This is a genomic window from Aquimarina sp. AD1 (assembly GCF_003443695.1).
Classification (GTDB): domain Bacteria; phylum Bacteroidota; class Bacteroidia; order Flavobacteriales; family Flavobacteriaceae; genus Aquimarina; species Aquimarina latercula.
This window is the reverse complement of record NZ_CP031966.1, coordinates 3,014,231-3,040,959: the sequence shown is the minus strand read 5'-3', so window position 1 is coordinate 3,040,959 and position 26,729 is coordinate 3,014,231. Positions and strand designations below refer to the sequence as shown.

Here is a 26,729-nt window from a genome sequence, read left to right as displayed (position 1 = left end):
GAATTTAGCTAGCTAACGCAAATCAAATTAATAATGAAAATCTTTAACAAATCAAGTCTAGTTGTAATTGGGGCTTTAGGATTATTTTATTCTTGTAATCTTGATGATTATCAAGGGGGAGGTGGCAGTACTGATGATCTTACGTTTAACAAAATCGGAGGTTTTATAAATGGAACCGGAGACGAAGGTTTTGCAGAAATTTCTGCCTTTGATCCAGAGACAGCTAAGTTATTTGTAGTAAACCCAAATGATGTGGAACTTTCTGTTTGGGATATATCTAACCCTTCCAATCCTATAGCGGGGACAGATATTGCTTTAAATGGAATTCCAAATAGTGTAACTGTGCATGAAGGAATTGTGGCTGTCGCGCTAGAAAATGCAGCTAATAAACAAGCAAATGGTACGATTGTAACCTATGATGCAGCATCACAAACTCTTTTAAATACTTATCCTGCAGGAGCACTACCTGATATGGTGACTTTTAGCCCTAATGGTAAATATATTGTTGCAGCTAATGAAGGAGAGCCTAATGATGAATATACTTTAGATCCAGAAGGATCGATTACAATAATTGAAGTTGGTACTGGAGAAGTAAATCAAGTAAGTTTTACTGGCTTTAATGGGAGGACTATAGGTAATGACTTTAGAGTATTTGGTCCTGGGGCAACGTTAGCTCAGGATATAGAACCAGAGTATATTGCAGTTTCAGATGATTCTAAAACTGCTTATGTTGCATTGCAAGAAAATAATGGTATTGCGATAATAGATTTAAGATCTAAAACACTTAGGGATATTACAGGTTTAGGGGTAAAAAATTATGCCCTTCCAGAAAATCAAATAGATGCTAGCGATAGGGATGATATTGTAGGGAATTTCCAAAATTGGCCTGTATTGGGATACTATCATCCTGATGCCATGATTTTTACTAGAATACAAGGAGCTAGATTTTTAATTACTGCTAATGAAGGAGATGCAAGAGATTATGATGGATATTCAGAAGAAGAAAGAGTAAAGGACTTAGTTTTAGATCCTACTGCATATCCCGATGCAGAAACTTTACAGTTAGATGAAAATTTAGGAAGACTAAAGACTACAACCGCCAATGGAGATATAGATGGTGATGGTGATGTAGATCAAATTTATGCTTATGGAGGAAGGTCTTTTACAATTTGGTCCACCACCGGAGTTAAGGTATACGATAGTGGAGATCAAATAGCAAAAACTGTATTTGAATTAGATCCTAGCACATTTAATAGTAACGAGGGTGATGGAGTAGATAATAGATCAGATGATAAAGGTGCAGAACCAGAAGCGGTAGAGACCTTGAGTATAGGTAGAAGTACATTGTTATTTGTAGGTTTAGAGAGAACAGGAGGGATCATGGTATATGATATCTCTAATCCAGTTAATCCTAGGTTTATAGAATGGCTAAGAGATGCGTCAGATATCTCACCAGAAGGTTTAATCACTATAAAAGCCGAAGATAGTCCAACAGGCGAAGCATTAGTAATAGTTACTAACGAAGTTTCTAATACAGTAGCAATTTATGAAGTGAAGTAATCACGTCCATAAAAAGTTTGTTGTTTTACAGTAACCAACTTATATAGAATTGTTTTTATCTTTGAAATAAGTAATTATTTCACTGACTGACTATCAATTATGAAAAAGTTCAATAGGTCGATGCGCTGACCGTTGAGCTTTTTCGTTTTTATTACCTTCCTCTTTATTTTTATTTACTTCATATTACGGTTCAATAGTTTAGGAAGAATAAAAAGACTAATTTTGCACAAATTTTAGAATTCAGGATAATGAGCAATATAGTGGCAATTGTAGGACGACCTAATGTAGGAAAATCTACTTTTTTTAATAGACTGATCCAGAGAAGAGAAGCAATCGTAGATGCGGTTAGCGGCGTTACTCGAGATCGTCACTATGGTAAAAGTGATTGGAATGGTAAAGAGTTCTCACTTATAGATACAGGTGGTTATGTAGTAGGAAGTGATGATATTTTTGAGGCTGAAATTGATAAACAGGTTGAGCTAGCTATTGATGAAGCGGATGCAATCATTTTTATGGTAGACGTGGAGTCAGGTGTAACAGGTATGGATGAAGAAGTTGCTAATTTGCTTCGTAAAGTTGATAAGCCAGTTTTTTTAGCAGTGAATAAGGTAGATAATGGTAAGAGAGCTGAAAATGCTGTAGAGTTTTATAGTCTGGGTCTTGGAGAGTATTATACGATTGCTAGCATTAATGGAAGCGGTACAGGAGAATTGTTAGATGCTTTGGTAGAAGCCCTGCCAGAACAGGAAGAAGAAGAAGTTTCGGAATTACCGCGTTTTGCAGTAGTAGGAAGACCTAATGCAGGAAAATCATCTTTTATTAATGCGCTTATAGGAGAGGATCGATATATCGTTACAGATATTGCAGGAACCACTAGAGATGCCATTGATACTAAATATAATCGTTTTGGTTTTGAATTTAACTTAGTAGATACTGCTGGAATAAGGCGTAAATCTAAGGTCAAAGAAGATTTAGAGTTTTATTCTGTTATGAGATCTGTTCGTGCTATAGAACATAGTGACGTATGTTTATTACTAGTGGATGCTACTCGCGGATTTGATGCTCAGGTTCAAAATATATTTTGGTTAGCAGAACGTAACCGCAAGGGTATTGTGATTTTAGTGAATAAGTGGGATTTAATCGAAAATAAAGAAAGTAATACTTTAAAAGATTTTGAGAAGTACATCCGTAAGCAGATAGAGCCTTTTACAGATGTACCTATTGTTTTTATTTCAGCATTAACTAAACAAAGGCTTTTCAAAGCTATAGAGACTGCTGTAGATGTATATAAAAATCGTTCTAAAAAGATCAAAACGAGTGTAATGAATGATACAATGCTTCCTATTATAGAGAGGAATCCACCTCCAGCATATAAGGGAAAGTATGTAAAAATAAAGTATTGCATGCAGTTACCTACACCTCAACCACAATTTGCGTTTTTCTGTAATTTGCCTCAATATATTCGAGAACCATATAAACGATTTTTGGAAAATAAACTGCGTAAAGAGTTTGATTTTCATGGAGTGCCCGTAGCGGTTTATTTTAGAAAGAAGTAAAGTTCTGAATATGAAAAAACCTCTTTTGATAATACTATTGTTGCTAATATTTATAATTTCAGGGATTAGTTTTCTTGTGGTTAAGAGTAGTAGAGATGTTGTTTCTGCATTCGGTAAAATGGATGAAGCTTTGCAACAAAAGAATTATTCAGTTCAAAAAAACAATGATTCTTTATTAGCATTAATAGAGAATGAAGAACTTTTGGTTAAAGCATTACGTGTAGATTCTATAACAACTAGTTTTAAAGAATATATAGAGTCCATAAAACAGGAGATGTTAGGTGAAAAGGACCCTCAGAATTATGAACTAATGGGGGAACCAAATACTATTTTTTTTACGGGAAACGGTTTTTCAGAAAAAGGGAAAGAGTTTGTTGAGAAAATAGATCAACTTAGAGAAACACTTTTGATAATGGCAGAAACATCTGAATTAAAATCCGAAATAACTAATGCTTTAAGTACTGGACAAGTGCGTGATAGAGATGGTAGAAGAAGGGATTGGTTAATGTTTAATTTTAAGGATTTTCCGTTAGTAGCAAGTATAACAAAACTCACACAAATGCAATCTGATGTTACTTCGATTGAGTCAAGTATATTTCTAGGTTATATAGAGAAATAAAGTACTTTCGTAGTATGAAAAATTAAAGTTGTTCCTTAATCTTCAATAATTGACCTCTAATAGATTCCAGCTTCCTAATAATATCAAAGCTGTCTAAAGCTTCTTGTTTTTGTTCTTTTAGATGAATTTTGGCCCCTTCTAGGGTAAACCCGCGTTCTTTTACTAAATGATAAATCAGTTCTAGGTTTTTGATGTCTTCTGGAGTGAATTTTCTATTTCCTTTAGCGTTCTTTTTTGGCTTAAGGATGTCAAATTCTTTTTCCCAAAAACGAATCAGAGAAGCATTCACGTCAAATGCATCGGCTACTTCGCCAATACCATAGTACATTTTTTTCGGTAAGTCAACATACATAGTTAATTCTCGTTTTTTTGAGTAAAAGTTCCATCTTGTTCAAAAACCAAATTACTTTCAGGAAAATCTTCGCCAGTTAATTTTTCAATTTCCTTTAAAGCTCTTTTCTTATCATCCATAAAAGGATATATCTCATCAATCTGTTTTGCAGAATGCAGTTTTCCTTTTATGAAATTACCTTTAGGGTCTACTTCAATTTCAGCAATAGGTGCATATCCCTTTATTCCAGTTAGATTAAATCTAGAATAGGTGCAAAAATTACCTAAACTATAAGCAATGAACTTATTGTTATATACTTCAAACGCTCTTGATACATGCGGTCCATGTCCAAGAATAATATCTGCTCCAGCATCTATTAAAGTATGTGCAAAAAGATATACATTACCTCGATCTTCACCATAAAAACGTTCAGTTTTTCTTGTTACGTGTGTGTGATCAGCTCCTTCTGCTCCTCCGTGAAAAGAAACAATTACAATGTCTACTTTCTCCTTTAGTTCCTTAACAATTCTTTTTGCTTTGGTTAAGTTATGAATTTTTACGCAATCTTTATTTGGGGCAAAGGCACAAAATCCATACGTGATTCCATTTTTTTCGAATATAGTAGATTCTTGTGCAAAAATACCGGCATATGCAATGTTATGTTTTTCGAGAGTTTTGGCTGTGTTTTTAATGCCAATGGCTCCAAAATCACCAATATGATTATTTGCAATACTCATTACATCAAAACCTGTTTCTTCTAGATATTTACCAAAATACTCCGGAGAACGAAAGGAGTAACATTTAGAAGGGTCAGAACATCGTTTCGCATTTTCTCCAACATCAGTAAGTGTGCCTTCTAAGTTTCCGAAAAGAATATCTGCTTGTTGTAAAACAATATTAACATCATCAAATGGACCTTTATCTTTTGGTGGTAAATAACTTTCGTTAGGAAAATTAGTTCCCATCATAATATCTCCAACCGCCATTAGCTTAATGCTTTTGGGGATTGAAAGTTTTTCCATTTCTAGTTTAAAATCCTCAACGATAGTAATCATTGAGTCAATAGTTTCTTTAGAAAATTTCTGTGCTTGTATACTAAAATTAAAACCAATTAAAAATACAAGAAGAAGTGCTTTGCGCATAGGAATTAATCTAGAGTTTCATTAATTAAAGAAGAAGCTTTTAGCATTTCATTAAATTCTTCAGAAGTTAAACTTCCATAATAAAAATTACGTGGATTAATACGTTCTCCATCTTTAAATATTTCGTAATGAAGATGAGGAGCTACCGATCTACCCGTACTTCCTACATAACCAATAACATCACCACGCTTTACTTTTTGACCCTTTTTAACATTGTACTTGCTAAGATGTGCATAGAGACTTACATAATTAAAGCCATGGTCTATCCTAATATGTTTACCATAACCGCTAGAATTTGCATCAGCTCTTGTTACTGTTCCATTCCCAGATGCATATATTGGTGTTCCTGTGGCCGCAGAAAAATCCATTCCGTAATGAAATTTTCTAGCCTTAGTAAAAGGATCACTTCTCCATCCATATCCAGATGCCATTCTTTTTAAATCAGAATTTTGAATTGGTTGGATTGCTGGAATTGTTGATAGTAATTCTTCTTTTTGCTCTGCTAAATTTTTAATTTCATCTAATGAAATAGATTGCACAGCTATTTGTTTTGTAAGCTTGTCTATTTGTTTTTGACTTTCGATAATCATTTCAGAATTATCATAACCTTCATAGCCTTTATATCTATTAACACCTCCATAACCAGCACCTCTCACTTCTTCAGGAATTGGTGGCGCACCAAAGTATAATCTGTAAATATTATCATCTCTTTCAGCAATTTCGGCAAGAACAGCGTGATCTTTTTTTAACTGTTTATTCATAAGCTCATACTGCAGCTTCATGTTATCCAGTTCCCTTTTGTAAGCCTTTTCTTTTGGAGTTTCTAGTTGAGGAATGTTTAGATAGATTAATAAAAGCACAAAACCAGCCAAAAAAGCACCAAGAATTCCTAAAATGGCGAAACCAAATTTACGTCCTTTCTTTTGCTCAATTCTACGATAAGATAGCGTCTCGCTATCGTAGTAATATTTAACCTTTGACATAATCTAAAATATACTATTTTTGCAGGATATTAGCCAAAAATAGGCTTGTTTATACTTTGAGGCGAGAACAAATATAATAAATTGTCACAAAGTCCAGAAAAAACTGACAAATATCGATAGCATATCTTTAGGTTGCTTGCGGTAATTAATTGATTATAAAGAAAATATAAAAAAATGAAATCCCAAGACATCAGAAACCAATTTTTAGCGTTTTTTGAATCCAAAAAACACAGTATAGTGCCTTCTGCGCCTATGGTTATTAAGGACGATCCTACTTTGATGTTCACCAATGCCGGGATGAATCAATTTAAAGAATACTTTCTAGGAAATGGAATTCCTAAGAATAATCGTTTGACCGATACTCAAAAATGCCTTAGAGTTAGTGGTAAGCATAATGATCTAGAAGAAGTAGGGATGGATACGTATCATCATACCATGTTCGAGATGTTAGGGAATTGGAGCTTTGGTGATTATTTTAAGAAAGAGGCAATCGAGTGGGCTTGGGAATTGTTAACCGAGGTTTACGGTATAGATAAAAACATTCTATATGTTTCAGTTTTTGAAGGAGCAAAAGATGAAAATCTAGAGATGGACCAAGAAGCGTATGATTTATGGAAAAAAATTGTTCCAGAAGATCGTATTATCATGGGAAATAAAAAAGATAATTTCTGGGAAATGGGAGATCAAGGACCTTGTGGGCCATGTTCAGAAATTCATGTAGATCTAAGATCGGAAGAAGAAAAAGCTAAAATACCGGGTCGTGATTTGGTAAATCAAGATGATCCATTAGTGGTAGAAATATGGAATCTCGTATTTATGCAATTTAATCGTAAAGCTGATAGTTCTTTAGAAAAATTACCAGCACAACATGTGGATACGGGAATGGGGTTTGAAAGATTGTGTATGGCTTTACAAGGTGTAAAATCTAACTATGACACTGATGTATTTACACCTTTAATTAGGGAAATAGAAACGATTACAAATGCTGCATATGATAAAGATAGTTTACCAACAGATGAGAATGGTAAAGTTAGTGTAGCAATTCGGGTGATTGCAGATCATCTTAGAGCAGTATCATTTTCTATAGCGGATGGGCAATTGCCAAGTAATACTGGAGCTGGATATGTAATACGTAGGATTTTAAGAAGAGCAATTAGATATGGTTTTACGTTTTTAAATACAAAAGAACCTTTTATATATAAGCTGGTAGATACACTTAGTGGTCAAATGGGTGGAGCTTTTCCAGAATTAAAATCCCAGAAAAACCTAATTGTAAATGTTATTAAAGAAGAAGAGAATTCATTTTTAAGAACATTAGATCAAGGGCTAGTATTGCTTGATAATGTAATTAAAGGTACCAAGGGTAAAGTAGTTTCTGGAGAAAAAGTTTTTGAATTGTATGATACTTTTGGTTTTCCAGAAGATCTTACAGCATTGATATTATCTGAGCAAGGATATGAGTATGAAGAAGATGTGTTTAAAGCTGAGTTGCAGAAACAAAAAGATCGTTCTAGAGCAGCTTCTGAGGTAAAAGCTGGAGATTGGGAAATATTAATTCCTGGTGCTGCAGAAGAATTTATCGGATATGATCATACTTCGGGAGAAACGAGAATTTCTCGTTACCGAAAAGTAAATAGTAAAAAGGATGGAGAATTATATCAATTAGTTCTAGATAAGACTCCTTTTTATCCGGAAGGTGGGGGACAAGTTGGTGACAAAGGATATTTGGAAGTAGCTAATGGAGATGTAGTTTATATTGTTGATACTAAAAAGGAAAACAATTTAATCATTCATTTTGCTAAAACCTTACCAAAACATATCAATGAAACTCATAAGGCTGTTGTAGACGTCAAACAGCGATCTAGAACAGCATCTAATCATACAGCAACTCATTTATTACACCAAGCGTTACGTACCATTCTTGGTACGCACGTAGAACAAAAAGGTTCTATGGTTCATAGTGGGAATTTAAGATTTGATTTTTCGCATTTTTCAAAAGTTTCTTCTGATGAATTACAGGAAGTAGAGGATTTTGTAAATGCTAGAATAAGAGAGGCGTTACCATTAGAAGAAAAGCGTAGTATATCATATGATCAGGCTATTGAAGAAGGAGCGATTGCTTTATTTGGAGAGAAATATGGAGATGATGTTAGGGCAATACGCTTTGGAGAATCTATGGAGCTATGTGGAGGAATTCATGTCCAAAACACAAGTGATATATGGCATTTTAAAATAACATCCGAAAGTGCAGTTGCAGCTGGGATAAGAAGAGTTGAAGCGATCACTAGTGATGCTGCAAAGGATTATTTTACAAATCAATCTGAAGCATTTTCGGAAGTAAAAGCAATTTTGAAAAACCCTAAAGATCCTATTAAAGCAATAACTACTTTACAGGATGAGAATGCGAATCTTAAAAAGCAAATAGAAGTATTATTGAAAGATAAGGCTAAAAACCTAAAAGGAGATCTTAAGTCAGAATTTGAAGAAATAAACGGAATTCAATTTTTAGGTAAAAAAGTAGATCTTGACCCAGCAGGAATAAAAGATTTATCTTTTGAGCTAGGAGGAGAAATAGAAAATGCTTTTATGATCTTTGGAGCAGATAATAATGGTAAAGCATTATTGTCGTGTTACATTTCTAAAAACTTAGTAGAAGAAAAGGGATTGAATGCTGGTCAAGTAGTTCGTGAGCTTGGAAAGTATATCCAAGGTGGAGGAGGCGGGCAACCATTTTTTGCCACTGCAGGAGGTAAAAATCCAAAAGGAATTGAGGAAGCTTTAGAAAAAGCAAAACAATATGTTTAATTAAAAACCAATACCCCTCTTACCAATTAAGGTGAGAGTTGGTACTATGTATGAATTTACAAACCAAAATACCCTTAAAGCCTCAGCAACCGAAGATTGATTATAACTCAGAGTTATTGTTAATAGGATCTTGTTTTGCTGAAAATATTGGAGAAAAATTTTCATACTTTAAATATAAATCTTTAGTAAATCCTTTCGGAATACTTTTTCATCCCAAAGCAATTGAAACTTTTCTATGGATGGCTACTCAACGAGAGTCGTATACAGAAACGGATTTGTTTTATCATAATGAACAGTGGCATTGTTTTGACGCGCATTCTAGATTAAGTCATTCGGATAAGGAGTATTTGTTACAATCTCTAAATGGAGCATTAGAACAGACGTATATGAAGATTCAATCGGCAACTCATATATATATTACTTTGGGCACAGCTTGGGTCTATCGTTTACAATCGCTGGATATGGTAGTAGCAAATTGTCATAAAGTATCTCAAAAGGAGTTTAGTAAAGAGCTCCTATCTGTAGAAGAAGTAACTCAATGTTTGCTAAATAGCGTTGGATTAATCAAAAGTTTGAATCCCAATGTAAAAGTGGTGTTTACCGTTTCTCCAGTAAGACATAGTAAAGATGGTTTTGTAGAAAATAATCAAAGTAAATCACATTTAATCGCTGGTATACATCAGGTGATAAATAAAGACATCACAGCTGCGTATTTCCCTTCTTATGAAATTATGATGGATGAGCTAAGGGATTATAGGTTTTATAATACAGATATGATTCATCCAAGTGATGTAGCAATTGACTATATATGGGAGTACTTTAAGCAAACTTGGGTCTCTAATGAAGCGTTAATTGTTATGAACAAAGTTAAAGAAGTGCAAAGTGCCATATCACATAGACCTTTTAATCCAAATAGTCGGCAGCATCAACAATTTCTTGAGAGACTAGAACAGAAAAAAAGTGAAATTCAAAAAGAATATGCTTTTATTACATTCTGATTTTCGAGATATTGGATAATTAACAGTAAGGTTTTTAATTAAAGAAACCAGATAGTAAATGTAAGCTACCAGCTATTACTCCTGCTCCGAACGAGTCAGAATTTAATGGATTATCCCAAGATTGGTTTTGTAATGAGATGTTTGCTACTGGATCAAATAAGGATTTATGAGTGAATGCATTGTTTCTTACTATTAAATAAGGGCGAGTTCTGGAAACTCCAAAAGCAGGATAGTCCGTAAATCGAGAAATTCCAAAAAACAACCTATAGTCATTACTTTTATTATTAATTCCGGATAAACGATAGCTTTTAGTTATATCCACTGGAATAGAGTCTATGATCAACGTCTTAGGGGGCTTTTTATTACTTAAAGACGGGGACTTTATTGATTGAGAATATATTACGCCAAAGCCCATAAAAAGAATAACAGAAAGTAAAATTTTAAAATTCTTCATAATTAGCAAACTGATTTACTTCATTGCATCAAAAAACATTCCATAAATATACGTTTTATAATGTTAACCTATTGATTTTTAGTCTCACTAATGTGTAGGATAGATATATGTGTATAGAAAACTTTATTGTGAGGTTTTTTTACGTGAGATCGGGTTATAACTATAAAAGTTATGCCCGATCTTTATTTAGTTATTTCTTTTTAATTCTTCTTCTAACAAAACAATTTTAGTCTCCAAGTCATGTAAACGATCGTAAACATCCACAGGTTCAGGCATTTGTTTAGAAGCAAACATAGTGATATACCAGGCTTCCATGATTTCTTCAGAATTTATAGTATATGTGGGGTAATTGCCATCTTTATTGTCAGATTTTAGAATAAGCTTACCTCGTTCTTCAATTCTATTGATAATTCGTTTTAAAACAATACCATCATTTTTACTAACGATTACGTAGATCCTTCCATCTTTTATGTCATTTAGGTCTTCTACATATTTTCCAAAAACAAGATCTCCATCAAAAAATGTTCTGACCATAGAATTACCTTGTACTTCGAAACATCTAAAAGTGCCGTTACTCAGATGAGGCATATTGAATGTAGGAAGAGTTTCTATATATTCTGTGTCACCATAACCATCTAGGTATCCCGCTCTTGCTTTTATGGGGACATAAACTACATTTTCATCTCCTTCTTGATTTACAGCGACTACTTGTGGGATTCCACCATATGTTGTAGTTTCCTCTTTTTTGTTTATTAATATGTTGCTGCTTTTTCCAAAAAGATATTCTGGGTTAATAGAGAATTCATTAATAATGCGTTCTAGTAAATCGTAACCAGGTTTGGTTCTTTTTCTAGAGCCATCTGGTTGGAGTCTTCCTGTAGTAATACTATCTATTGTAGTACTGGTGACTCCTATTTTTTTAGCGAAGGAATGATTGTTTAAACTAAAAAAATCTATTATTTCCCTAATTTTTTCATCAATTGCTATCATTATGTTGATTTTTTAATTTAAAACTTCTAAAATAAATAAATTCAAACAAAATACACAAAACATCTGTATTTTGTTGGTTATTTCTGTAAAATGTTGTATATTTGTATTGTAATTAGTTGCTAAAATAGGAAAAATTATTCATAATCAAACATTTGTGTTAATTCTATTGCAACATTTTCGGGTAAAATAGCATAAGACGTCGTGCTAGAGTCACTTTAGAAGGATAACTATTCAAACTTTTGTTTGAATAAGGTGGTGTTTTTATGTTTAATTTAAAATTAAATGGCTTATGCAGCGAAGTAAACTGTTATTAGAAAAGCGTAAACAGTTTGTTCAGAATTATGTCGAAAGCAATTCGGAAAAACAAATGAAGGTTATTGTAGAAGAGTTGATAGAACAACTTTTTATTTCAGAAAAAACAATTTATAATATTCTAAAAAACTAAGGATGAGTCGTGATATTAAGAACTTATAATGCAGATTTAAGATTAGATTATTTCCAAAATTATATAAATAATGCTTTTGTAAGAAGGTTCGTTTTAGGTTTATAGAAAATCAAAATAAGGACTGATTTAGGATGTTTTTTACTAGTTAATCTATTGATAAACTGGAGTATTACAAAGGGGAAAAGATCTGATTTTGCATCGCTGTTTTGATGTTTTTTAACTTATCTTTATAATTATTAAAACCAATTTAACTATAAAGACTGCTTATAACCAAAGTATGTCTTACACAAACACTCTTAAAACCATGAAGAACAAACGAATACTTGCCTTATGGGTCTGTCTGATCCTAGGTGTGTCGCTATTTGCGCAGAAAACTCAAAAAGAACAGGCAATTGAGTATATAAACCTCAAAGGAGAGGTGATATTCGATATTAAGATAGAAAGCCCGTCTCAGCTACAAACCTTTACAAAAGGATTATCCATTGTCCATTATGATCAGGTGACAGGTGTTGTAAAGTTAATGGCTAATAAGTCTCAATTTGATGAATTTCTAGATAAGGAGATTCCTTTTACTACAACCGAAGATGATAATATCATCGGGTATAGAACAATGACATCGGATCTTTCTATTAAAGCTGCAACATTTCCTTTAACTGCTTACCCAACATATGCTGATTATGTGAGTATGATGAATGATTTTGCTACCAATAACCCAACGATATGTCAAATCCAAAATATTGGCGCCACCACAGAAGGGGATAAAGCATTGCTTTTTGTGAAATTGTCTGATAATGTAGGTGCAAATGAACAAGAGCCACGTGTTATGTATACGTCTTCTATGCACGGAGATGAGATTGCTGGATATCCAATGATGCTTAATCTTATTGATTTTTTATTAACTGCTTATAATGATACCTCTCATCCAAGGCATGTAGAAATTAAGCAGCTTTTGGATAATAATGAAGTATGGATTAATCCATTAGCGAATCCTGATGGAACGTATAGAAATAGTGCTAGTAATACATCGGTAGCTAATGCTACTCGTGGTAATGCTAACAATGTAGATCTTAATCGTAATTACCCTGATCCAGATGATGGAGCGAATCCTGACGGAAATAGTTATCAAATAGAAACACAACATTTTATGAATTTTGCTGCATCAACACACTTCGTACTGTCAGCTAACTTTCATGGAGGTATTGAGTTGATTAATTATCCTTGGGATACTTATGCTGGAGCGCATCCTGATGAGGATTATTTTGTTCATGTTTCCGAAGAATATAGAGATTTCTGTCAGCAGAATAGTCCAAGTGGATATTTTGATGCCTTAAATAATGGAGTTACTAATGGATATGATTGGTATGAGGTACAAGGAGGAAGACAGGATTATCAAATACATTTTCATAAAGGGAGAGAAGTAACTGTAGAGCTTTCTAACGCAAAAACTCCTCCTGCAAATCAATTAGTGAATTTCTGGAATTATAATCAAGAAGCACTTATTGGTTTTTTAAAACAAGTAAATTATGGAATACGTGGTATTGTTACTGATGCTGCAACGAATCAACCTATAGATGCAAAAGTGACTGTTGTTGGGAAAGAGGCGTATGAAACATGGACACCTACCGAATTGCCAGAAGGGGATTATTATAGACCAATTAAAGCAGGAACGTATACCGTTCTTTATGAAGCGGAATGTTATGAGTCAAAAACTATAACAGGTATCGTAATTGCAGATGGTCAATCGGTAATACAAGATGTTCAACTTACCCCATTAGGAGCAACTGCTCCAACAGGATTAACAGTTTCTTCTGTGCAATCGACTAGTGCTGATTTAAATTGGTCAGGTAGTGCCGGAGCTAGTTTTGATCTTCGGTATAGGGAGATAGGCACTGTTAATTGGACGGTAGTTTCAGTAAATACTAATACGACTAGTATTTCAGGTTTAATGGTCGATACTGATTACGAAGCTCAGGTTCGTAGTATATGTACAGCAACAATTGTTTCTCCCTATAGTGATTCTGTATCCTTTACTACAACTACTACACCTGCTTGCACTGGGATTACTATATTTCCATATGCAGAAGGTTTTGAGTCGAATATTGGACTATGGACGAATAATACTGATGATGATATTAATTGGACTCGTGATAGTAATGGAACACCTTCTAGTGGAACAGGACCATCTTCTGCTCAAGAAGGCTCATTTTATATGTTTATAGAAGCTTCAGGAAATGGTACTGGATATCCTGGGAAAATAGCATTATTTGATAGTCCTTGTGTCGACCTTTCGGTATTAACGGGTGCAACGTTAGAGTTTGGATATCATATGAATGGGACTAATATGGGATCTTTAGAAGTTTTGGTTAGTAACAATGATGGATCAAGTTATGCATCGATTTGGAGTAAGAGTGGAAGTCAAGGAGATCAATGGAATCAGGTCTCATTAGATATTTCTGCATATGCTGGTTCGGTGATGCAGCTCAGGTTTAAGGGAACTACGGGAAATGGATTTCGAAGTGATATGGCTATTGATGATTTAAAAATTATTTCCACAACACCTGATTCTCAAGCTCCGTCAACACCGACCAATCTAATTGCGTCTAATATTACAGGTACTACTGTGGATTTATCTTGGAATGCGTCTATAGATGATATAGGTGTTTCTGAATATGAAGTATATCAAGGAGCAACTTTAATAGGAACTTCGGCAGCTACGAATACTACTATTGGTGGATTAAACCCAGATTCAGAATATACTTTTGTGGTGATAGCAAAAGATGCTGCTGGGAATAGTTCTTCTGCAAGTGATTCTGTGACTTTTACCACAACTGGTGTTGTAATTACATATTGTAATAGTCAAGGTACTAATGTAAATGATGAATATATTGATTATGTAGGTATAGGAGGTATAGATAATGTTTCTGCTGCAACGAGCGGATATACGGATTACACAAGCCAAACTGGTGCTGTGTCTTATGGACAAAATACTATTGTGTTAAGTCTTAATTATACAGGGACAGTATATACAGAATATTGGAATGTTTGGATTGATTATAATAAAAATGGAGCTTTTGAGAGTTCGGAGTTAATAGTTTCCGAATCTACACGTAGTGATGCAAATCAATCATATGATTTTACGATACCTTCTAGTGCATTGTCAGGAGCAACAAGAATGCGAGTAACTTTAAAGTATAATGCAACAGCTACACCTTGTGAGACTTTTACATATGGAGAAGTAGAAGATTATACTATAAATATTGGAGGAGTTACTGCTTCCCGAGAAAGTAATGTTTTAAGTTTTGGGACGAATGAAAAATTACAATTATACCCTAACCCCGTTAGCAAAGGAGTTTTATTTGTTAGAGGAGTTTCTGATGAAGAGTCAAAAGTTACTATTTATAATTATGCCGGACAGAAAGTAATAAATACTAAAATCATTAATGGTAATATTGATGTAAGTAGTTTGTCTAGTGGATTATATCTTTTACAATTAGGGAACAATGATCATAAAAGAATGAAAAGATTTATAGTTCAATAAATATAGTTTTGAAATAACAAAATATAAAATTATAAGAAGGTTAAATCAAGAGGTTTTCCTCCGAAAGTTTAGCCTTCTTTTTTACTCCCGTAGTTGCAGTATTTGCCAATAAAAAACCTTTAGAAATCTTTACTGTTTTCGTATATTTATATATGCTTTTCAACGCACTGTATGTATTGGTTTTATTGTAAAATCTATGACAAAAGTGTGCAAATGGTTTACTGTAATTATGTGCAAAAAAGAAAAAAATTCTGGGTTCCTGCAGGTTCATAATTAAGCCTTGGAATTTTAACTTTTTAGTACTCTTAATCAAGCTCTAGATGATGATTTAAATTCAAGAAAAAGTCTGAAAAATTTAGTTATATGGATAAAGGTTTTTTCGAATAAAGTAATTCTTGTAGAGGTAATCAAATTTTTTTAACGTATGAATATTTTAGAAATGGCGCTATCTCAGTATGGCGTTACAGAGATTAATGGTTCTAAAGATCACCCACAGATCGTTTCTTATTTTAATGAAATTGGTTTTGACGGTCCCCAATTACGTAATGACACTGCTTGGTGCAGTGCATTTGCTAATTGGGTAGCAAAAAAGACTGGATATTCCTATTCAGGACAGCTTAATGCTCGTAGTTGGCTTAATGTAGGTGAATCTACAGATACACCGACTGCTGGTGATATAGTGGTTTTGTGGAAAGAAAAGCCGTGCAGTAGAAAAGGTCATGTAGGTTTTTTTATTAAAGAAACTAGAGGGTTTGTATACGTTCTGGGAGGAAATCAAGATAATAGAGTATGTATAAGAGCATATCCTAAAAATCGAGTATTAGATTACAAAAAATTAATGAAACATGGATAAAATTATAAGTATGGTATTTTGGTTGCTTACGATTCTTTCACCAGTTAATGGAGTAATGATGACAATGGTCTTCCTTATTTTGGTAGACTTTATTACAGGTTCGTATGCGGCTTATAAAAATAAAATCCCAATAAGTAGCGAACGAATTGGGAATACGATCTCTAAGTTTTTTATATATAACTTAGTAATTCTAGCATCGTTCTTATTAGAAGAGTATATTGTAAATGAGGTTCCCTTTCTTAAGATAATAGCAGGTTTTGTTGCTATTACAGAGATAAAATCTATTTTAGAAAATTTTAATAAAATTTATGGTCTTGACCTTTTTAGAGCTTTAGTAAGTTTATTAAAGTCCGGAGACCTTTCAGATACAATACGAGCTATCTCAAAAGAGGGAAAAAAGTAATTAAATAAAAAACTGGTATATTCTGATTATTTCTTCATCAAAATTACAACAACCGCTATTTTGATAATATCGTGATAAACGAATGCTTGGGTAATGTCAAAATCAAGAAATAATCAGAGTATATCTTATTTACTAGACTAAAAGTAAAACTTTAAAATTAGGCTATTAAAGTCTTTTGGTTAATAATTTTAATCCCGCTATCTATTAGGTGTCTTATTTCTGTCTTTTTTGTTTTAATATGATCTAAATGATTTAATATTTCAGTTGCAAATTTAGGTTCTCTGTCATGAACTAATTCGTAAATCTCAATAGATAATAACCAATCCTCTGAATGATCTTTTTTTATAATGTCAAATACCGATTCTAGGGAAAATTTAGAATTTTCTCCATTTCGTATATTTTTAACCGCTTGATATAAGGAATGTAATTCTTGCTCTTTTGTAGAGTATGTTCGTTTTATTGTATTCATATCTGGGTTATGAGTAATCATGTCAAATGAGTAATCATCAGCAGGTCCAGAAAATGCTGAAAGAATCTCTTTTCCTACAGCTAAATCAAATGTCCCCCATTCAGGTTTAAACAAATATTCATTTTGATATTTAATAGTACATTCTTTAAACTGAATTAAAATAAGTTCTCCTTTAATGTTTCTCATTCCGGTAATATTTATTCCTGCGATTGTAATCCCACTTTCGAACTCAAATTCTATATATTCTCCATCATAGAAATTATAGGCTTTTAAATCTCTCGGTGACATGTTTTCAATAGCTAAATTGATACCTTTAAGTTTACCAAGAGGTGATCTAAAACCATTAGGGTGTATGTCAATACCTTGGCCAATTAATTCTTTTTCTCTAAACGAAAGTGCAGTAGGACCTTCAGTTTCAAAATAAATTACTTCATTATCTTCGTTCTTGATCATTCTTGTAAATACACCAGAAATTTGTAAACCAGTACTTAATTCTATAGTTCCCAAATTCTGAGATTCAATAAGTTTGGCTAGTCCTCGATGTCCTCCTTTTCTTAAAGCCATGGTATCCGCAAATTCTTCTAAAACTTGACATAGATAGGCAAAATCTGGAGTGACGAATAATTGGGGTTGAGGTTTTGTAATATCAAAATCACGGAACGCAGCATCAGGTGTGTAAGAAAGTTTTTCTACATTATCAGTCATGCACCATTCGCTTTCTCCGATAGATGAAAGTAATCCTGCACCGTAAATTTTAGGATCCTCTACAGTGCCAATAAGGCCGTATTCCACTGTCCACCAATGTAGATTACGAATTAAAGCCATTTCCGAAGGCTCTGATTTTTGATTTTGTAGTTCATTTACTCTGTTTTCAGCGTCTTTAATAGCTTCTGGATCAGTATCTGGTGATTCTTTAAGAATTGACAATGTCCGCACTGCATCATACATATCGTAGTCTCTCTTAGAGGAAATAGCTTTGCAGCCAATTTTTCCAAATCGTCGCAAATATTCGGCATAATCTGGATTAGCAATAATGGGAGCATGTCCTGCTGCTTCATGGATAATATCTGGAGCAGGAGTATATTCTATGTTTTCTAGCTGTCTTATATCAGATGCTATAACTAGTATGTTATATGCTTGAAATTCCATAAAAGCATTGGGAGGAATAAATCCGTCTACAGCAACTGCTGCCCAGCCAATTTCTTTTAGGATTCTATTCATGCCATACATACTTGGAATTTCATCGATAGAAATTCCTGTTTTTTCTAACCCTTTTAAATAAGATTTATGAGCCACTTTGCTTAATGAAACTATGTTTTTTCGCATCACATATCTCCAGACGGCTTGATCAATAGCAGTGTATTCATCGTAATTCTGAGGTTTGATAAATTGCTTGAGGTGTGGGGGTAACCTGTCAAGTAATGGATTGGATTCTATTTGTGATGACATTTTTAAATCAAATTTTGATGCTAAATTCTACAAGCCGAAAAGTACTAGTTTTAATGCTAAGATTAGAATTAATTAACTAATTTTGTTTAGATAGTGTAGGGTTTTAAGCAGATATGTTGTTATTATTACAAGTGATTTTGAGATCTTTATCTCGTCTAAAGTAATACATCTTAAAATCATAACAATTTAATGGATTAGACAAATATTATGAAAAAATTTATTTCTTATGTTCTTATATTGTTTTTTAATGCTGCCATTTTTGGTCAAGTAACTAATGAACTTCCTAAGAGTTTAGATGTTAATCTAGTTAAAACAATAAATGAGGTTAAAGTACCATCAGTTAGAATGCCGTATTTTGATTTCCAAAAATTAAAAGAAGAAGATAAAATCAATGATAAGGACAAGTCGAAAGTGTATAGGTTTGGTCATGAGTTTAAAGTAGATCTTGGGATTACAAATGCTGGATTATGGACGGATTTGCCTAATGGCGATAGAATATGGAGAATAAATATTGTCTCTGAAGGAGCGAATACACTGAATTTTGTGTTTGATTCTTTTAGGCTGCCAAAAGGAGGTAAAGTGTATTTGTATAATGAGGAGAAAACATTTCATTTAGGAGCCTATACTGATAAGATGAATAATCCTGATGAAACAATTGGTACGTGGCTTGCTGATGGAGAAAGTATTATAATTGAGTATTATGAGCCTAGCGCAGTTAAAGGAGAAGGGAAATTAAATATAGGTTCTGTTGTACATGGATATAGAAGCGTTAGTAATTATAAAGCGTATCAAAAGGATTTAAATACATCCGGTGATTGTAATCAGGATGTAAATTGTCCTGTAGGATCCGATTTTGATAATATAAAAGATATCATCAAAAAAGCTGTTGGAATTACTCTTGTAGGAACTAGTGGGTTCTGTTCTGGAACCTTAATTAATAACACTAGCAATGATAAAGCTCCTTATTTTCTTACAGCAAATCATTGTGGAACAGCCAATGCCAATTGGGCATTTCGATTTAATTGGATAAGTACCAATGCGGTTTGTGCAACTTCCGACAATAGCACTGATAATGGTCCATCTAATTATTTTCAAACAACTAGTGGAGCTATTTCTAGAGCTAGTAACCCAGAATCTGATGTGCAACTTGTAGAAATTACAGGTGGTTTGGATGAAGACTGGGATATTGATTGGGCAGGTTGGGATAGAACGGGTAATACTCCAAGTTTTGTTGTTGGGATTCATCATCCTGATGGAGATATCATGAAAGTATGTAGAGAGAATGTAAGTCCTACTATCGCTGATAATATAAATATTGGAGGAATACCAGATCCTGTTGATACTTGGAGAGTAGATGATTGGGATTTGGGAGTTACAGAAGGAGGATCTTCTGGGTCTGCTATTTTTGATCCTTCGGGTAGAATTGTGGGACAGCTTGCTGGAGGTGGTGCTGCCTGTTCTGGAACTAATGATAATGGTGCGCCTGATTTTTATGGAAGATTTAGTATTTCTTGGGATTTTGGGACTACAAATAATACTAGATTGTCAAATTGGCTTGATCCAGAAAATACTGGGAGGACAACACTTAATGCACTTTCGCAAGGGGATGACCCAGGAGATGGTGGTGGAGAAACTTCAGAAGAAATAGTTCTTTTTCCTAATCCAACAGAAGGTGTATTGATGATTTCTGATGGAGATGAAAGTGAATTTAGTTATATGGTTTTTGATATATTCGGTCAATTGGTTTTAGAAGGACAAGTCAATGATAATAGGCAAATAGACTTATCCTCAATGTCTTCAGGGATGTATTTTGTATGTATGGAAAATCTTTCGGTCGGAGGTAGCTTTACTAAAAAAGTGATAGTACGATAATAATATTAGAGGATTTTTTTTGCTACAATAATTTTTTGATCATTTTGATTAATTAAATGAAGAGTATTTCCATCTAGTTTTGGGTTTTTCTCATCAGAGAAGATCTTAAAAAAATCTTTTTCAACAGCACTAGTTTCTTCACAATGTATTTTAGTGCCAATAGGGAAACTAGTTGTTAACGAGTTTTCTTCTATATTGTAATTGCAGGAGTAAGAGTTGCATCCGGAAAAACCAGAAAGCGTCTTTTTAGAAGGGTTAAAAATTAAAGTTAGTTTGTATTCAGAGACATCATTTCCGTAAAGTGATGTTACGGCATATGTACCTTCGAGTTCTGATTGTGTGACTGCTTTAGTATCATTAGAATTAACAGCGTTTATAGTATTACAGTTGCCAAATAATAATAAAGAAATTAAAAATAAACCTGCATATTTCATAGTAATTTATATTTCGTGTAAAATATCAAAGAGATGTAGTAATGTTTCCAATATAACAAATTTATTATATTTTTAGTCTTTAATCTCTAAAGAAGGTTTTTGTTAGAGTTTAATGTTTTTATCAATAAGTAAACCCCATTTCCAATGAAACAAGAAAGTAGAAAACAAGAAATTGTAAACGCTGCAGCCATTCTTTTTAAAGAAAAAGGATATAGCGCGGTTACAATGAGAGATTTGGCAACCGCTATGGGGATCAAAGCTGCTAGTTTGTATAATCATATCCAATCCAAACAAGAAATTTTATCTACAATTATTATTGAACTTGCAGAAGAATTTACTACAGGAATGAACCTTATAGTAAAATCTGATCAAAATGCTATTCAGAAGTTAGAAAACATAATAAGTCTTCATATCGATGTTACTTTAAGAAATGCTGATGGGTTGGCATCACTTAATAATGATTGGATGCATTTAGAAGAAGATAATCTTTTGTCATTTGAAAAAATGCGAAATGATTATGAGGAAAATTTTAGACGAATAGTGAAAAAGGGAGTGGATGCAAAAGAGATTAAATCCAACAATATTGAAATTATAGTATTCTCTACTTTATCTACGTTAAGAACTCTTTATTTATGGTATCCGAAGCAAAAAAATATTGATGCTGGGATACTAAAAAAAGATATGATTGAAGTATTACTAAAAGGTGTAGTTTAAAATTAACTGTTAATTAATTGTTTATCAAACTAACAATTGTTAGTTTTGTTATACTATAACGTTATAGTATAATATTTCATGAGTGATTTTCATACCATAAAAATAGCTGAGGTTCTTAAAGAAACTAAGGACTGTACTTCAATAACTTTTGACATTCCTCAAAGTTTAAAGGAGGAATTTGCATATAAACAAGGTCAGTATTTAACTTTAAGAACCGAATTAGATGGGCAAGATGTAAGGCGTAACTATTCCTTATGCTCAAGTCCTATTGATGATGAGTGGAAAGTTGCTGTTAAAAGAATAGAGGGAGGCCTTTTTTCCAATTATGCTTGTAATGTTTTAAAAGCTGGAGATGAATTAGAAGTCTTGCCTCCCAATGGGAGTTTTTTTACAGACGTAGATACAACAAGATCTAAGAATTATATTGTTTTCGCTGCAGGTAGTGGGATTACTCCAATTCTTTCGATCATAAAAACTCATTTAGCTTTAGAACCCGATAGTACATTCAAGTTATTTTACTTGAATCGAACTGTTAAATCTATTATCTTTAAAGAAGAGATAGAAGCATTGAGAAACACTTATTTTGGAAGGTTTGAGATATTTTATTTTCTAACAAAAGAGCATAGGGATATTCCTTTGTTAAATGGAAGATTTACCTCGGATAAGTTAAAAGAACTTACTAATAAGATTATTAATGTTCCTGAGGTAGATGAGTGTTTTATTTGTGGTCCAGAAGAGATGATTTTTCTTGTTAGAGATGAATTAGCTGATGCGGGACTATCTAAGGATCATATTCATTACGAGTTGTTTTTTTCAGGCGCTTCAGAAGAAGATAAGAAACAAGCTGCAATTGCTGTAGAACATAAGTTCGAGGGGACTGAGGTTACAATAATTGATGGTGGAAAAGAATTCCATTTCGGAATGGATGATGAATATGATAATATTCTAGATGGAGCATTGGCTGCTGGAGCCGACCTTCCATTTGCTTGTAAAGGTGGTGTTTGTAGTACTTGTAAATGTAAATTGATAGAAGGAGAAGTAGCAATGAAAATAAATTATGCACTCGAAGAAGATGAAGTGGCAAAGGGCTTAGTGTTATCTTGTCAAGCAGTGCCAACTACAGAAAAGGTAGTAGTTGATTTTGATGTGTAATCAGGATATTTTGTAGTTCTGATAAGAAAACTGAACTTGGTTTCAGAATAATAAAACTCCAATGTTATGAGTGAAAAAGAAATAAAAAATCTGGAAGAACTTTTTGACCAAAGAATTGCCAGAGATGAAAAAATCGAACCTAAAGATTGGATGCCAGAAAAGTATCGAAAGACTCATATAAGGCAGATATCGCAACATGCACATTCGGAAATAGTAGGAATGCTACCAGAAGGTAACTGGATATCTAGAGCTCCTTCTATGAGACGTAAAGTAGCATTATTAGCTAAAGTACAGGATGAAGCTGGACATGGGTTATACTTATATAGTGCTTGTGAAACTTTAGGGATTTCTAGAGAGGAATTATACGAGCAATTACACTCTGGAAAAGCTAAATATTCTAGTATTTTCAATTATCCTACATTAACTTGGGCAGATATAGGTGCAATAGGATGGTTGGTTGATGGTGCAGCAATAATTAATCAAGTACCTCTTTGTAGTACTTCATATGGTCCTTATGCAAGAGCCATGATTCGTGTTTGTAAAGAAGAAAGTTTCCATCAACGTCAAGGATATGAAATTATGATGACATTGGCTAAAGGAACACCAGAGCAAAAAGAATTAGCTCAGGATGCTTTAAATAGATGGTGGTGGCCATCTCTTATGATGCTTGGTCCTACCGATGCAGAATCTGTGCATACAGAACAATCCATGAAATGGAAGTTAAAAAGAAAAACAAATGATGAACTACGTCAGCAATTTATAGATCAAACTGTTCCTCAGGCAGACCTTATTGGTTTAACGGTACCGGATCCAGATTTAAAATGGAATGAGAAAACTAAGCATTATGATTTTGGAGAAATTGATTGGGATGAGTTTTGGCAGGTAGTTAAAGGTCACGGACCTTGTAATAAAGAAAGGTTGTCAGCTAGAGTCAATGCTTGGGAAGAAGGAGAATGGGTACGTGATGCTGCTATGGCTTATGCAGAAAAACAACAGAATAATAAAATAAAGAAAGCAATTTAATAAATACCTTATTAACTCACTTCTTTCTTTTTTGAGAATTAATGAGAATAAGGGCTTAATGATTATGAAAAAAAATTGGCCACTTTGGGAAGTCTTTGTAAGAAGTAAAAATGGATTAGAACACCGACATTTCGGGAGTTTACATGCTGCTGATGAGGAAATGGCATTAGAAAATGCTAGAGATGTATATACTCGTAGAAGCGAAGGAGTTAGTATATGGGTTGTAGAATCTAAACATATAACTGCTTCTAATCCAGAGAATAATGGAGAGTTGTTCGAGCCTGCTCAGGATAAAGTATATAGGCATCCTACATTTTATACATTGCCGGATGAGGTAAAGCATATGTAATGCATAAAAGGCAATAGTATATCTGTAAAATGGCAATTTGCTTAATTAATGCGATTTTTTAAAATGGAAAAAGAAAATTTAATACAATATATCTACGGAATTTCGGATAATGCTCTAATCTTAGGACAACGACTTTCTGAATTATGTGGGCATGGGCCAAATTTAGAGACAGATATTGCATGTACTAATATAGCATTAGATTTATTAGGACAAACACGTAGTTATTATCAATACGCTGCACAACTTTCTGGAGATAAGGTAACAGAAGACGATATTGCTTTTTTGAGAACAGAAAGACAATATAAAAATGTACTACTAGTAGAGCAACCAAATATTAATTTTGGATATGTTATCACTCGTCAGTTTTTTTACGATGTTTTTCATTTGTTACTACTACAAGAGTTACAAAAAAGTAAAGATGAAACACTTTCTGCAATAGCTAAAAAATCGATAAAAGAAGTTAGTTATCATCAACGTTTTTCGTCGGACTGGATCAAAAGATTGGGGGATGGAACAGAGATTAGTAGAAATAAGGTTCAAGAGGCGGTGAATGATCTTTGGAAGTTTACTGATGAATTATTTCATATGACAGAAGATGATAAAAAGATGCTTGAAAATGAAGTTGGAGTGGATGTTAGTCTTTTAAAAGAAAAATACTACCAGGTTATAAACGAAATTTTAGAAGAAGCAACTCTAGTGATTCCTGAACTAAAATGGTTTAGAAAAGGAGGCAAAGAAGGAATTCATAGTGAACATATGGGATATCTTCTTTCAGATCTTCAGTATATGCAGAGAACTTACCCAAATATGAAGTGGTGATGATATATTAGACATCATTCAAACGATTTATCAAAAGGGTTGTTTTTCAAGAGTAATATTAAAAGTAATATGACAATCACATTAGAACAACATATTGATCCAAAATTATACGAGATTCTACAGAAAGTTAGTGATCCAGAGATTCCCGTATTATCTATTATGGATATGGGAGTGGTAAGATCTGCCAAAATCGTTGATGATACTGTGTATGTTAATATTACTCCCACATATAGTGGGTGCCCAGCAATGGATGTTATAGGAGATGATATTGTAAGTGCTTTTCAAAAAGAACGGATGGATGCTAAGGTGTCATTAGTACTCTCTCCTGCTTGGACTACAGATTGGATAACACCTAGAGGACGAAAAGCCCTTGAGGATTATGGGATTGCTGCTCCTTTAGAAGAAGAAGCTGATAAAGAAGTTTTATTAGGGAATAAGCGAATAGTAAAATGTCCTCAATGCGGATCAACAAATACAAAAATGGTAAGTCAGTTTGGATCTACCGCTTGTAAAGCTTTGTTTCAATGTGATGATTGTTTAGAACCTTTTGATTATTTCAAATGTCTTAAATAATATGCTAGGATTAAGAACAACTATATATAAAGTAACTGATTTAGAAAAAGCTAAACAATGGTATGCTAATGCTTTTGATACAAAACAATATTTTGATGAACCCTTCTACGTAGGTTTCAATATTGGAGGATATGAATTAGGGTTGTTACCAGAAGAGGATGTAGTAGAAAACAAAACCGATAATGTGCTTTCTTATTGGGGAGTGAATGATATTCATAAAACCTATGAGAAACTTCTAAAGTTAGGAGCTATAGAACACGAAAAACCAACTAATGTTGGAGGAGAATTAATGGTTGCTTCGGTAAAAGATCCTTGGAGTAATGTTATCGGAATTATATACAATCCGCAGTTTAAATTAATAGAAAAATAATTCCTTAGAGACGTTGTAGTATTTAAGGTAATAAAAACATAAAGTGTGAACTCAATAGAATTAAAAATAGAAAATAATATAGCTAAGATAACTTTAAACCGTCCTGAAACTTTTAATAGTTTCAATAGAGAAATGGCATTAAGACTTCAGGATACTTTAGATACTTGTGAGGCTAACGATGAGGTCAGAGCGATACTGTTAATTGGTAATGGTAAAGCGTTTTGTGCAGGTCAGGATTTAAATGAAGTTACCTCTCCAGAACTAAACCCAGGATTCAGAAAAATATTGGAAGAACATTATAATCCAATAGTACAGAGAATACGAAATATAGAAAAACCAATTATTGCAGCCGTTAATGGAGTTGCTGCTGGAGCAGGAGCAAATATTGCTTTGGCTTGCGATATTGTTGTAGCATCAGAAGTAGCAAGTTTTATTCAGGCTTTCAGTAAAATTGGTTTAATTCCTGATAGTGCAGGGACTTTTTTCTTACCAAGGTTGATTGGTTTTCAGAAAGCTTCAGCCCTAATGATGTTGGGTGATAAAGTGAGTGCAGAGCAAGCCGAAGATTTAGGAATGTTATATAAGGTATTTCCAGTTGACACTTTTGAAGATCAAGTTCTTAAACTAGCAAGTAAAGTTGCGCAAATGCCAACTAAGGCTTTAGGGCTTACCAAAAGATTATTAAATCAATCGATGGTAAATACATTAGATCAGCAATTAGCGATGGAGTCTGATCTACAGATAGAAGCAGCTGAAACTAATGATTATGCAGAAGGAGTAAATGCTTTTATAGAAAAAAGAAAACCTGTTTTTAAAGGAAATTAAGAT

General features: G+C 33.4%; 25 protein-coding genes. 18 read left to right on the top strand and 7 right to left on the bottom strand.

Annotation, left to right across the window (positions count from 1 at the left end; translation table 11 throughout):
- Nucleotides 1-33 precede the first annotated feature (33 nt).
- The 3 genes from D1815_RS13370 to D1815_RS13360 all read left to right on the top strand — a co-directional run bounded on the left by D1815_RS13370 (nucleotide 34) and on the right by D1815_RS13360 (nucleotide 3,735).
- Nucleotides 34-1,560, top strand: a complete 1,527-nt coding sequence (locus D1815_RS13370; RefSeq protein ID WP_118387527.1) for a choice-of-anchor I family protein — start codon at nucleotides 34-36, stop codon at nucleotides 1,558-1,560.
- Between the two features lie 248 nt (nucleotides 1,561-1,808).
- Entirely contained in the window at nucleotides 1,809-3,116 is a 1,308-nt protein-coding gene (der, locus tag D1815_RS13365; protein ID WP_027395255.1) for a ribosome biogenesis GTPase Der, read from the top strand.
- A 10-nt stretch (nucleotides 3,117-3,126) separates the two neighbouring features.
- The gene (locus tag D1815_RS13360; protein WP_027395256.1) at nucleotides 3,127-3,735 is read left to right on the top strand and encodes a hypothetical protein; all 609 of its coding nucleotides are present in this window, start codon (nucleotides 3,127-3,129) and stop codon (nucleotides 3,733-3,735) included.
- Nucleotides 3,736-3,757: 22 nt separating this feature from the next.
- Here the strand turns inward: D1815_RS13360 and D1815_RS13355 are convergent, their stop codons facing one another.
- The 3 genes from D1815_RS13355 to D1815_RS13345 are packed head-to-tail and all read right to left on the bottom strand — an operon-like array spanning nucleotide 3,758 to nucleotide 6,191.
- A complete protein-coding gene (locus D1815_RS13355) occupies nucleotides 3,758-4,087 on the bottom strand; it encodes a MerR family transcriptional regulator (protein ID WP_027395257.1) in 330 nt (109 codons plus the stop codon).
- 2 nt (nucleotides 4,088-4,089) lie between these two features.
- Nucleotides 4,090-5,208: a CapA family protein gene (locus tag D1815_RS13350; protein ID WP_118387525.1), complete on the bottom strand. Its 1,119-nt coding sequence runs from the start codon at nucleotides 5,206-5,208 to the stop codon at nucleotides 4,090-4,092.
- 5 nt (nucleotides 5,209-5,213) lie between these two features.
- The gene (locus D1815_RS13345) at nucleotides 5,214-6,191 is read right to left on the bottom strand and encodes a M23 family metallopeptidase (RefSeq protein ID WP_027395259.1); all 978 of its coding nucleotides are present in this window, start codon (nucleotides 6,189-6,191) and stop codon (nucleotides 5,214-5,216) included.
- Between the two features lie 174 nt (nucleotides 6,192-6,365).
- Here D1815_RS13345 and alaS point away from each other — a divergent pair, with 174 nt between their 5' ends.
- Together alaS and D1815_RS13335 are read left to right on the top strand one after the other, a co-directional pair.
- A complete protein-coding gene (gene alaS / locus D1815_RS13340; RefSeq protein ID WP_118387523.1) occupies nucleotides 6,366-8,996 on the top strand; it encodes an alanine--tRNA ligase in 2,631 nt (876 codons plus the stop codon).
- A 50-nt stretch (nucleotides 8,997-9,046) separates the two neighbouring features.
- On the top strand, nucleotides 9,047-9,994 hold the full coding sequence (locus tag D1815_RS13335; RefSeq protein WP_118389985.1) for a GSCFA domain-containing protein: 948 nt from the start codon (nucleotides 9,047-9,049) through the stop codon (nucleotides 9,992-9,994).
- A gap of 34 nt (nucleotides 9,995-10,028) precedes the next feature.
- Here the strand turns inward: D1815_RS13335 and D1815_RS13330 are convergent, their stop codons facing one another.
- Together D1815_RS13330 and D1815_RS13325 are read right to left on the bottom strand one after the other, a co-directional pair.
- Nucleotides 10,029-10,448: a hypothetical protein gene (locus D1815_RS13330; protein WP_120650250.1), complete on the bottom strand. Its 420-nt coding sequence runs from the start codon at nucleotides 10,446-10,448 to the stop codon at nucleotides 10,029-10,031.
- A 186-nt stretch (nucleotides 10,449-10,634) separates the two neighbouring features.
- Complete coding sequence (locus D1815_RS13325) at nucleotides 10,635-11,438, bottom strand: S24 family peptidase (RefSeq protein WP_199726728.1); 804 nt, start codon at nucleotides 11,436-11,438, stop codon at nucleotides 10,635-10,637.
- Between the two features lie 289 nt (nucleotides 11,439-11,727).
- On the opposite strand from D1815_RS13325, the gene D1815_RS23690 reads away from it, so the two are divergent.
- From D1815_RS23690 to D1815_RS13305, 4 genes are all read left to right on the top strand, one after another.
- Nucleotides 11,728-11,883 (top strand): hypothetical protein, encoded by a 156-nt coding sequence (locus D1815_RS23690; RefSeq protein WP_155839766.1) that lies wholly within the window; start codon nucleotides 11,728-11,730, stop codon nucleotides 11,881-11,883.
- A 304-nt stretch (nucleotides 11,884-12,187) separates the two neighbouring features.
- Nucleotides 12,188-15,421 carry a M14 family zinc carboxypeptidase gene (locus D1815_RS13320; RefSeq protein ID WP_158594502.1) on the top strand — a complete coding sequence of 1,078 codons (3,234 nt, stop codon included), beginning with the start codon at nucleotides 12,188-12,190 and terminating at the stop codon, nucleotides 15,419-15,421.
- Nucleotides 15,422-15,845: 424 nt separating this feature from the next.
- On the top strand, nucleotides 15,846-16,274 hold the full coding sequence (locus D1815_RS13310; RefSeq protein WP_027395264.1) for a TIGR02594 family protein: 429 nt from the start codon (nucleotides 15,846-15,848) through the stop codon (nucleotides 16,272-16,274).
- Complete coding sequence (locus D1815_RS13305) at nucleotides 16,267-16,677, top strand: phage holin family protein (RefSeq protein ID WP_027395265.1); 411 nt, start codon at nucleotides 16,267-16,269, stop codon at nucleotides 16,675-16,677. Before D1815_RS13310 ends, D1815_RS13305 begins: the two co-directional genes overlap by 8 nt.
- Nucleotides 16,678-16,834: 157 nt before the next feature.
- Here the strand turns inward: D1815_RS13305 and D1815_RS13300 are convergent, their stop codons facing one another.
- Nucleotides 16,835-18,595: an aromatic amino acid hydroxylase gene (locus tag D1815_RS13300; protein ID WP_027395266.1), complete on the bottom strand. Its 1,761-nt coding sequence runs from the start codon at nucleotides 18,593-18,595 to the stop codon at nucleotides 16,835-16,837.
- Between the two features lie 207 nt (nucleotides 18,596-18,802).
- Between D1815_RS13300 and D1815_RS13295 the strand changes: the two genes are divergently transcribed.
- Nucleotides 18,803-20,467 carry a T9SS type A sorting domain-containing protein gene (locus D1815_RS13295; protein WP_118387517.1) on the top strand — a complete coding sequence of 555 codons (1,665 nt, stop codon included), beginning with the start codon at nucleotides 18,803-18,805 and terminating at the stop codon, nucleotides 20,465-20,467.
- Between the two features lie 5 nt (nucleotides 20,468-20,472).
- On the opposite strand, the gene D1815_RS13290 is transcribed toward D1815_RS13295, so the two are convergent.
- Nucleotides 20,473-20,901: an META domain-containing protein gene (locus tag D1815_RS13290; RefSeq protein ID WP_118387514.1), complete on the bottom strand. Its 429-nt coding sequence runs from the start codon at nucleotides 20,899-20,901 to the stop codon at nucleotides 20,473-20,475.
- 144 nt (nucleotides 20,902-21,045) lie between these two features.
- Between D1815_RS13290 and D1815_RS13285 the strand changes: the two genes are divergently transcribed.
- The 8 genes from D1815_RS13285 to D1815_RS13250 all read left to right on the top strand — a co-directional run bounded on the left by D1815_RS13285 (nucleotide 21,046) and on the right by D1815_RS13250 (nucleotide 26,726).
- Nucleotides 21,046-21,615, top strand: coding sequence for a TetR/AcrR family transcriptional regulator (locus D1815_RS13285; RefSeq protein WP_027395268.1), 570 nt, complete (start codon nucleotides 21,046-21,048; stop codon nucleotides 21,613-21,615).
- A 78-nt stretch (nucleotides 21,616-21,693) separates the two neighbouring features.
- Nucleotides 21,694-22,767, top strand: a complete 1,074-nt coding sequence (paaE, locus tag D1815_RS13280) for a 1,2-phenylacetyl-CoA epoxidase subunit PaaE (RefSeq protein WP_118387512.1) — start codon at nucleotides 21,694-21,696, stop codon at nucleotides 22,765-22,767.
- A 66-nt stretch (nucleotides 22,768-22,833) separates the two neighbouring features.
- Nucleotides 22,834-23,790, top strand: coding sequence for a 1,2-phenylacetyl-CoA epoxidase subunit PaaA (paaA, locus tag D1815_RS13275; protein ID WP_027395270.1), 957 nt, complete (start codon nucleotides 22,834-22,836; stop codon nucleotides 23,788-23,790).
- A 64-nt stretch (nucleotides 23,791-23,854) separates the two neighbouring features.
- The gene (gene paaB, locus D1815_RS13270) at nucleotides 23,855-24,139 is read left to right on the top strand and encodes a 1,2-phenylacetyl-CoA epoxidase subunit PaaB (RefSeq protein WP_027395271.1); all 285 of its coding nucleotides are present in this window, start codon (nucleotides 23,855-23,857) and stop codon (nucleotides 24,137-24,139) included.
- Between the two features lie 63 nt (nucleotides 24,140-24,202).
- Nucleotides 24,203-24,958 (top strand): 1,2-phenylacetyl-CoA epoxidase subunit PaaC, encoded by a 756-nt coding sequence (gene paaC / locus D1815_RS13265; protein ID WP_118389981.1) that lies wholly within the window; start codon nucleotides 24,203-24,205, stop codon nucleotides 24,956-24,958.
- A 69-nt stretch (nucleotides 24,959-25,027) separates the two neighbouring features.
- Nucleotides 25,028-25,531 carry a 1,2-phenylacetyl-CoA epoxidase subunit PaaD gene (gene paaD / locus D1815_RS13260; RefSeq protein ID WP_108805179.1) on the top strand — a complete coding sequence of 168 codons (504 nt, stop codon included), beginning with the start codon at nucleotides 25,028-25,030 and terminating at the stop codon, nucleotides 25,529-25,531.
- 1 nt (nucleotide 25,532) lies between these two features.
- Nucleotides 25,533-25,901 carry a VOC family protein gene (locus D1815_RS13255; RefSeq protein WP_108805485.1) on the top strand — a complete coding sequence of 123 codons (369 nt, stop codon included), beginning with the start codon at nucleotides 25,533-25,535 and terminating at the stop codon, nucleotides 25,899-25,901.
- Nucleotides 25,902-25,946: 45 nt separating this feature from the next.
- A complete protein-coding gene (locus D1815_RS13250; protein WP_118387510.1) occupies nucleotides 25,947-26,726 on the top strand; it encodes an enoyl-CoA hydratase-related protein in 780 nt (259 codons plus the stop codon).
- The last annotated feature ends 3 nt before the right edge of the window (nucleotides 26,727-26,729 follow it).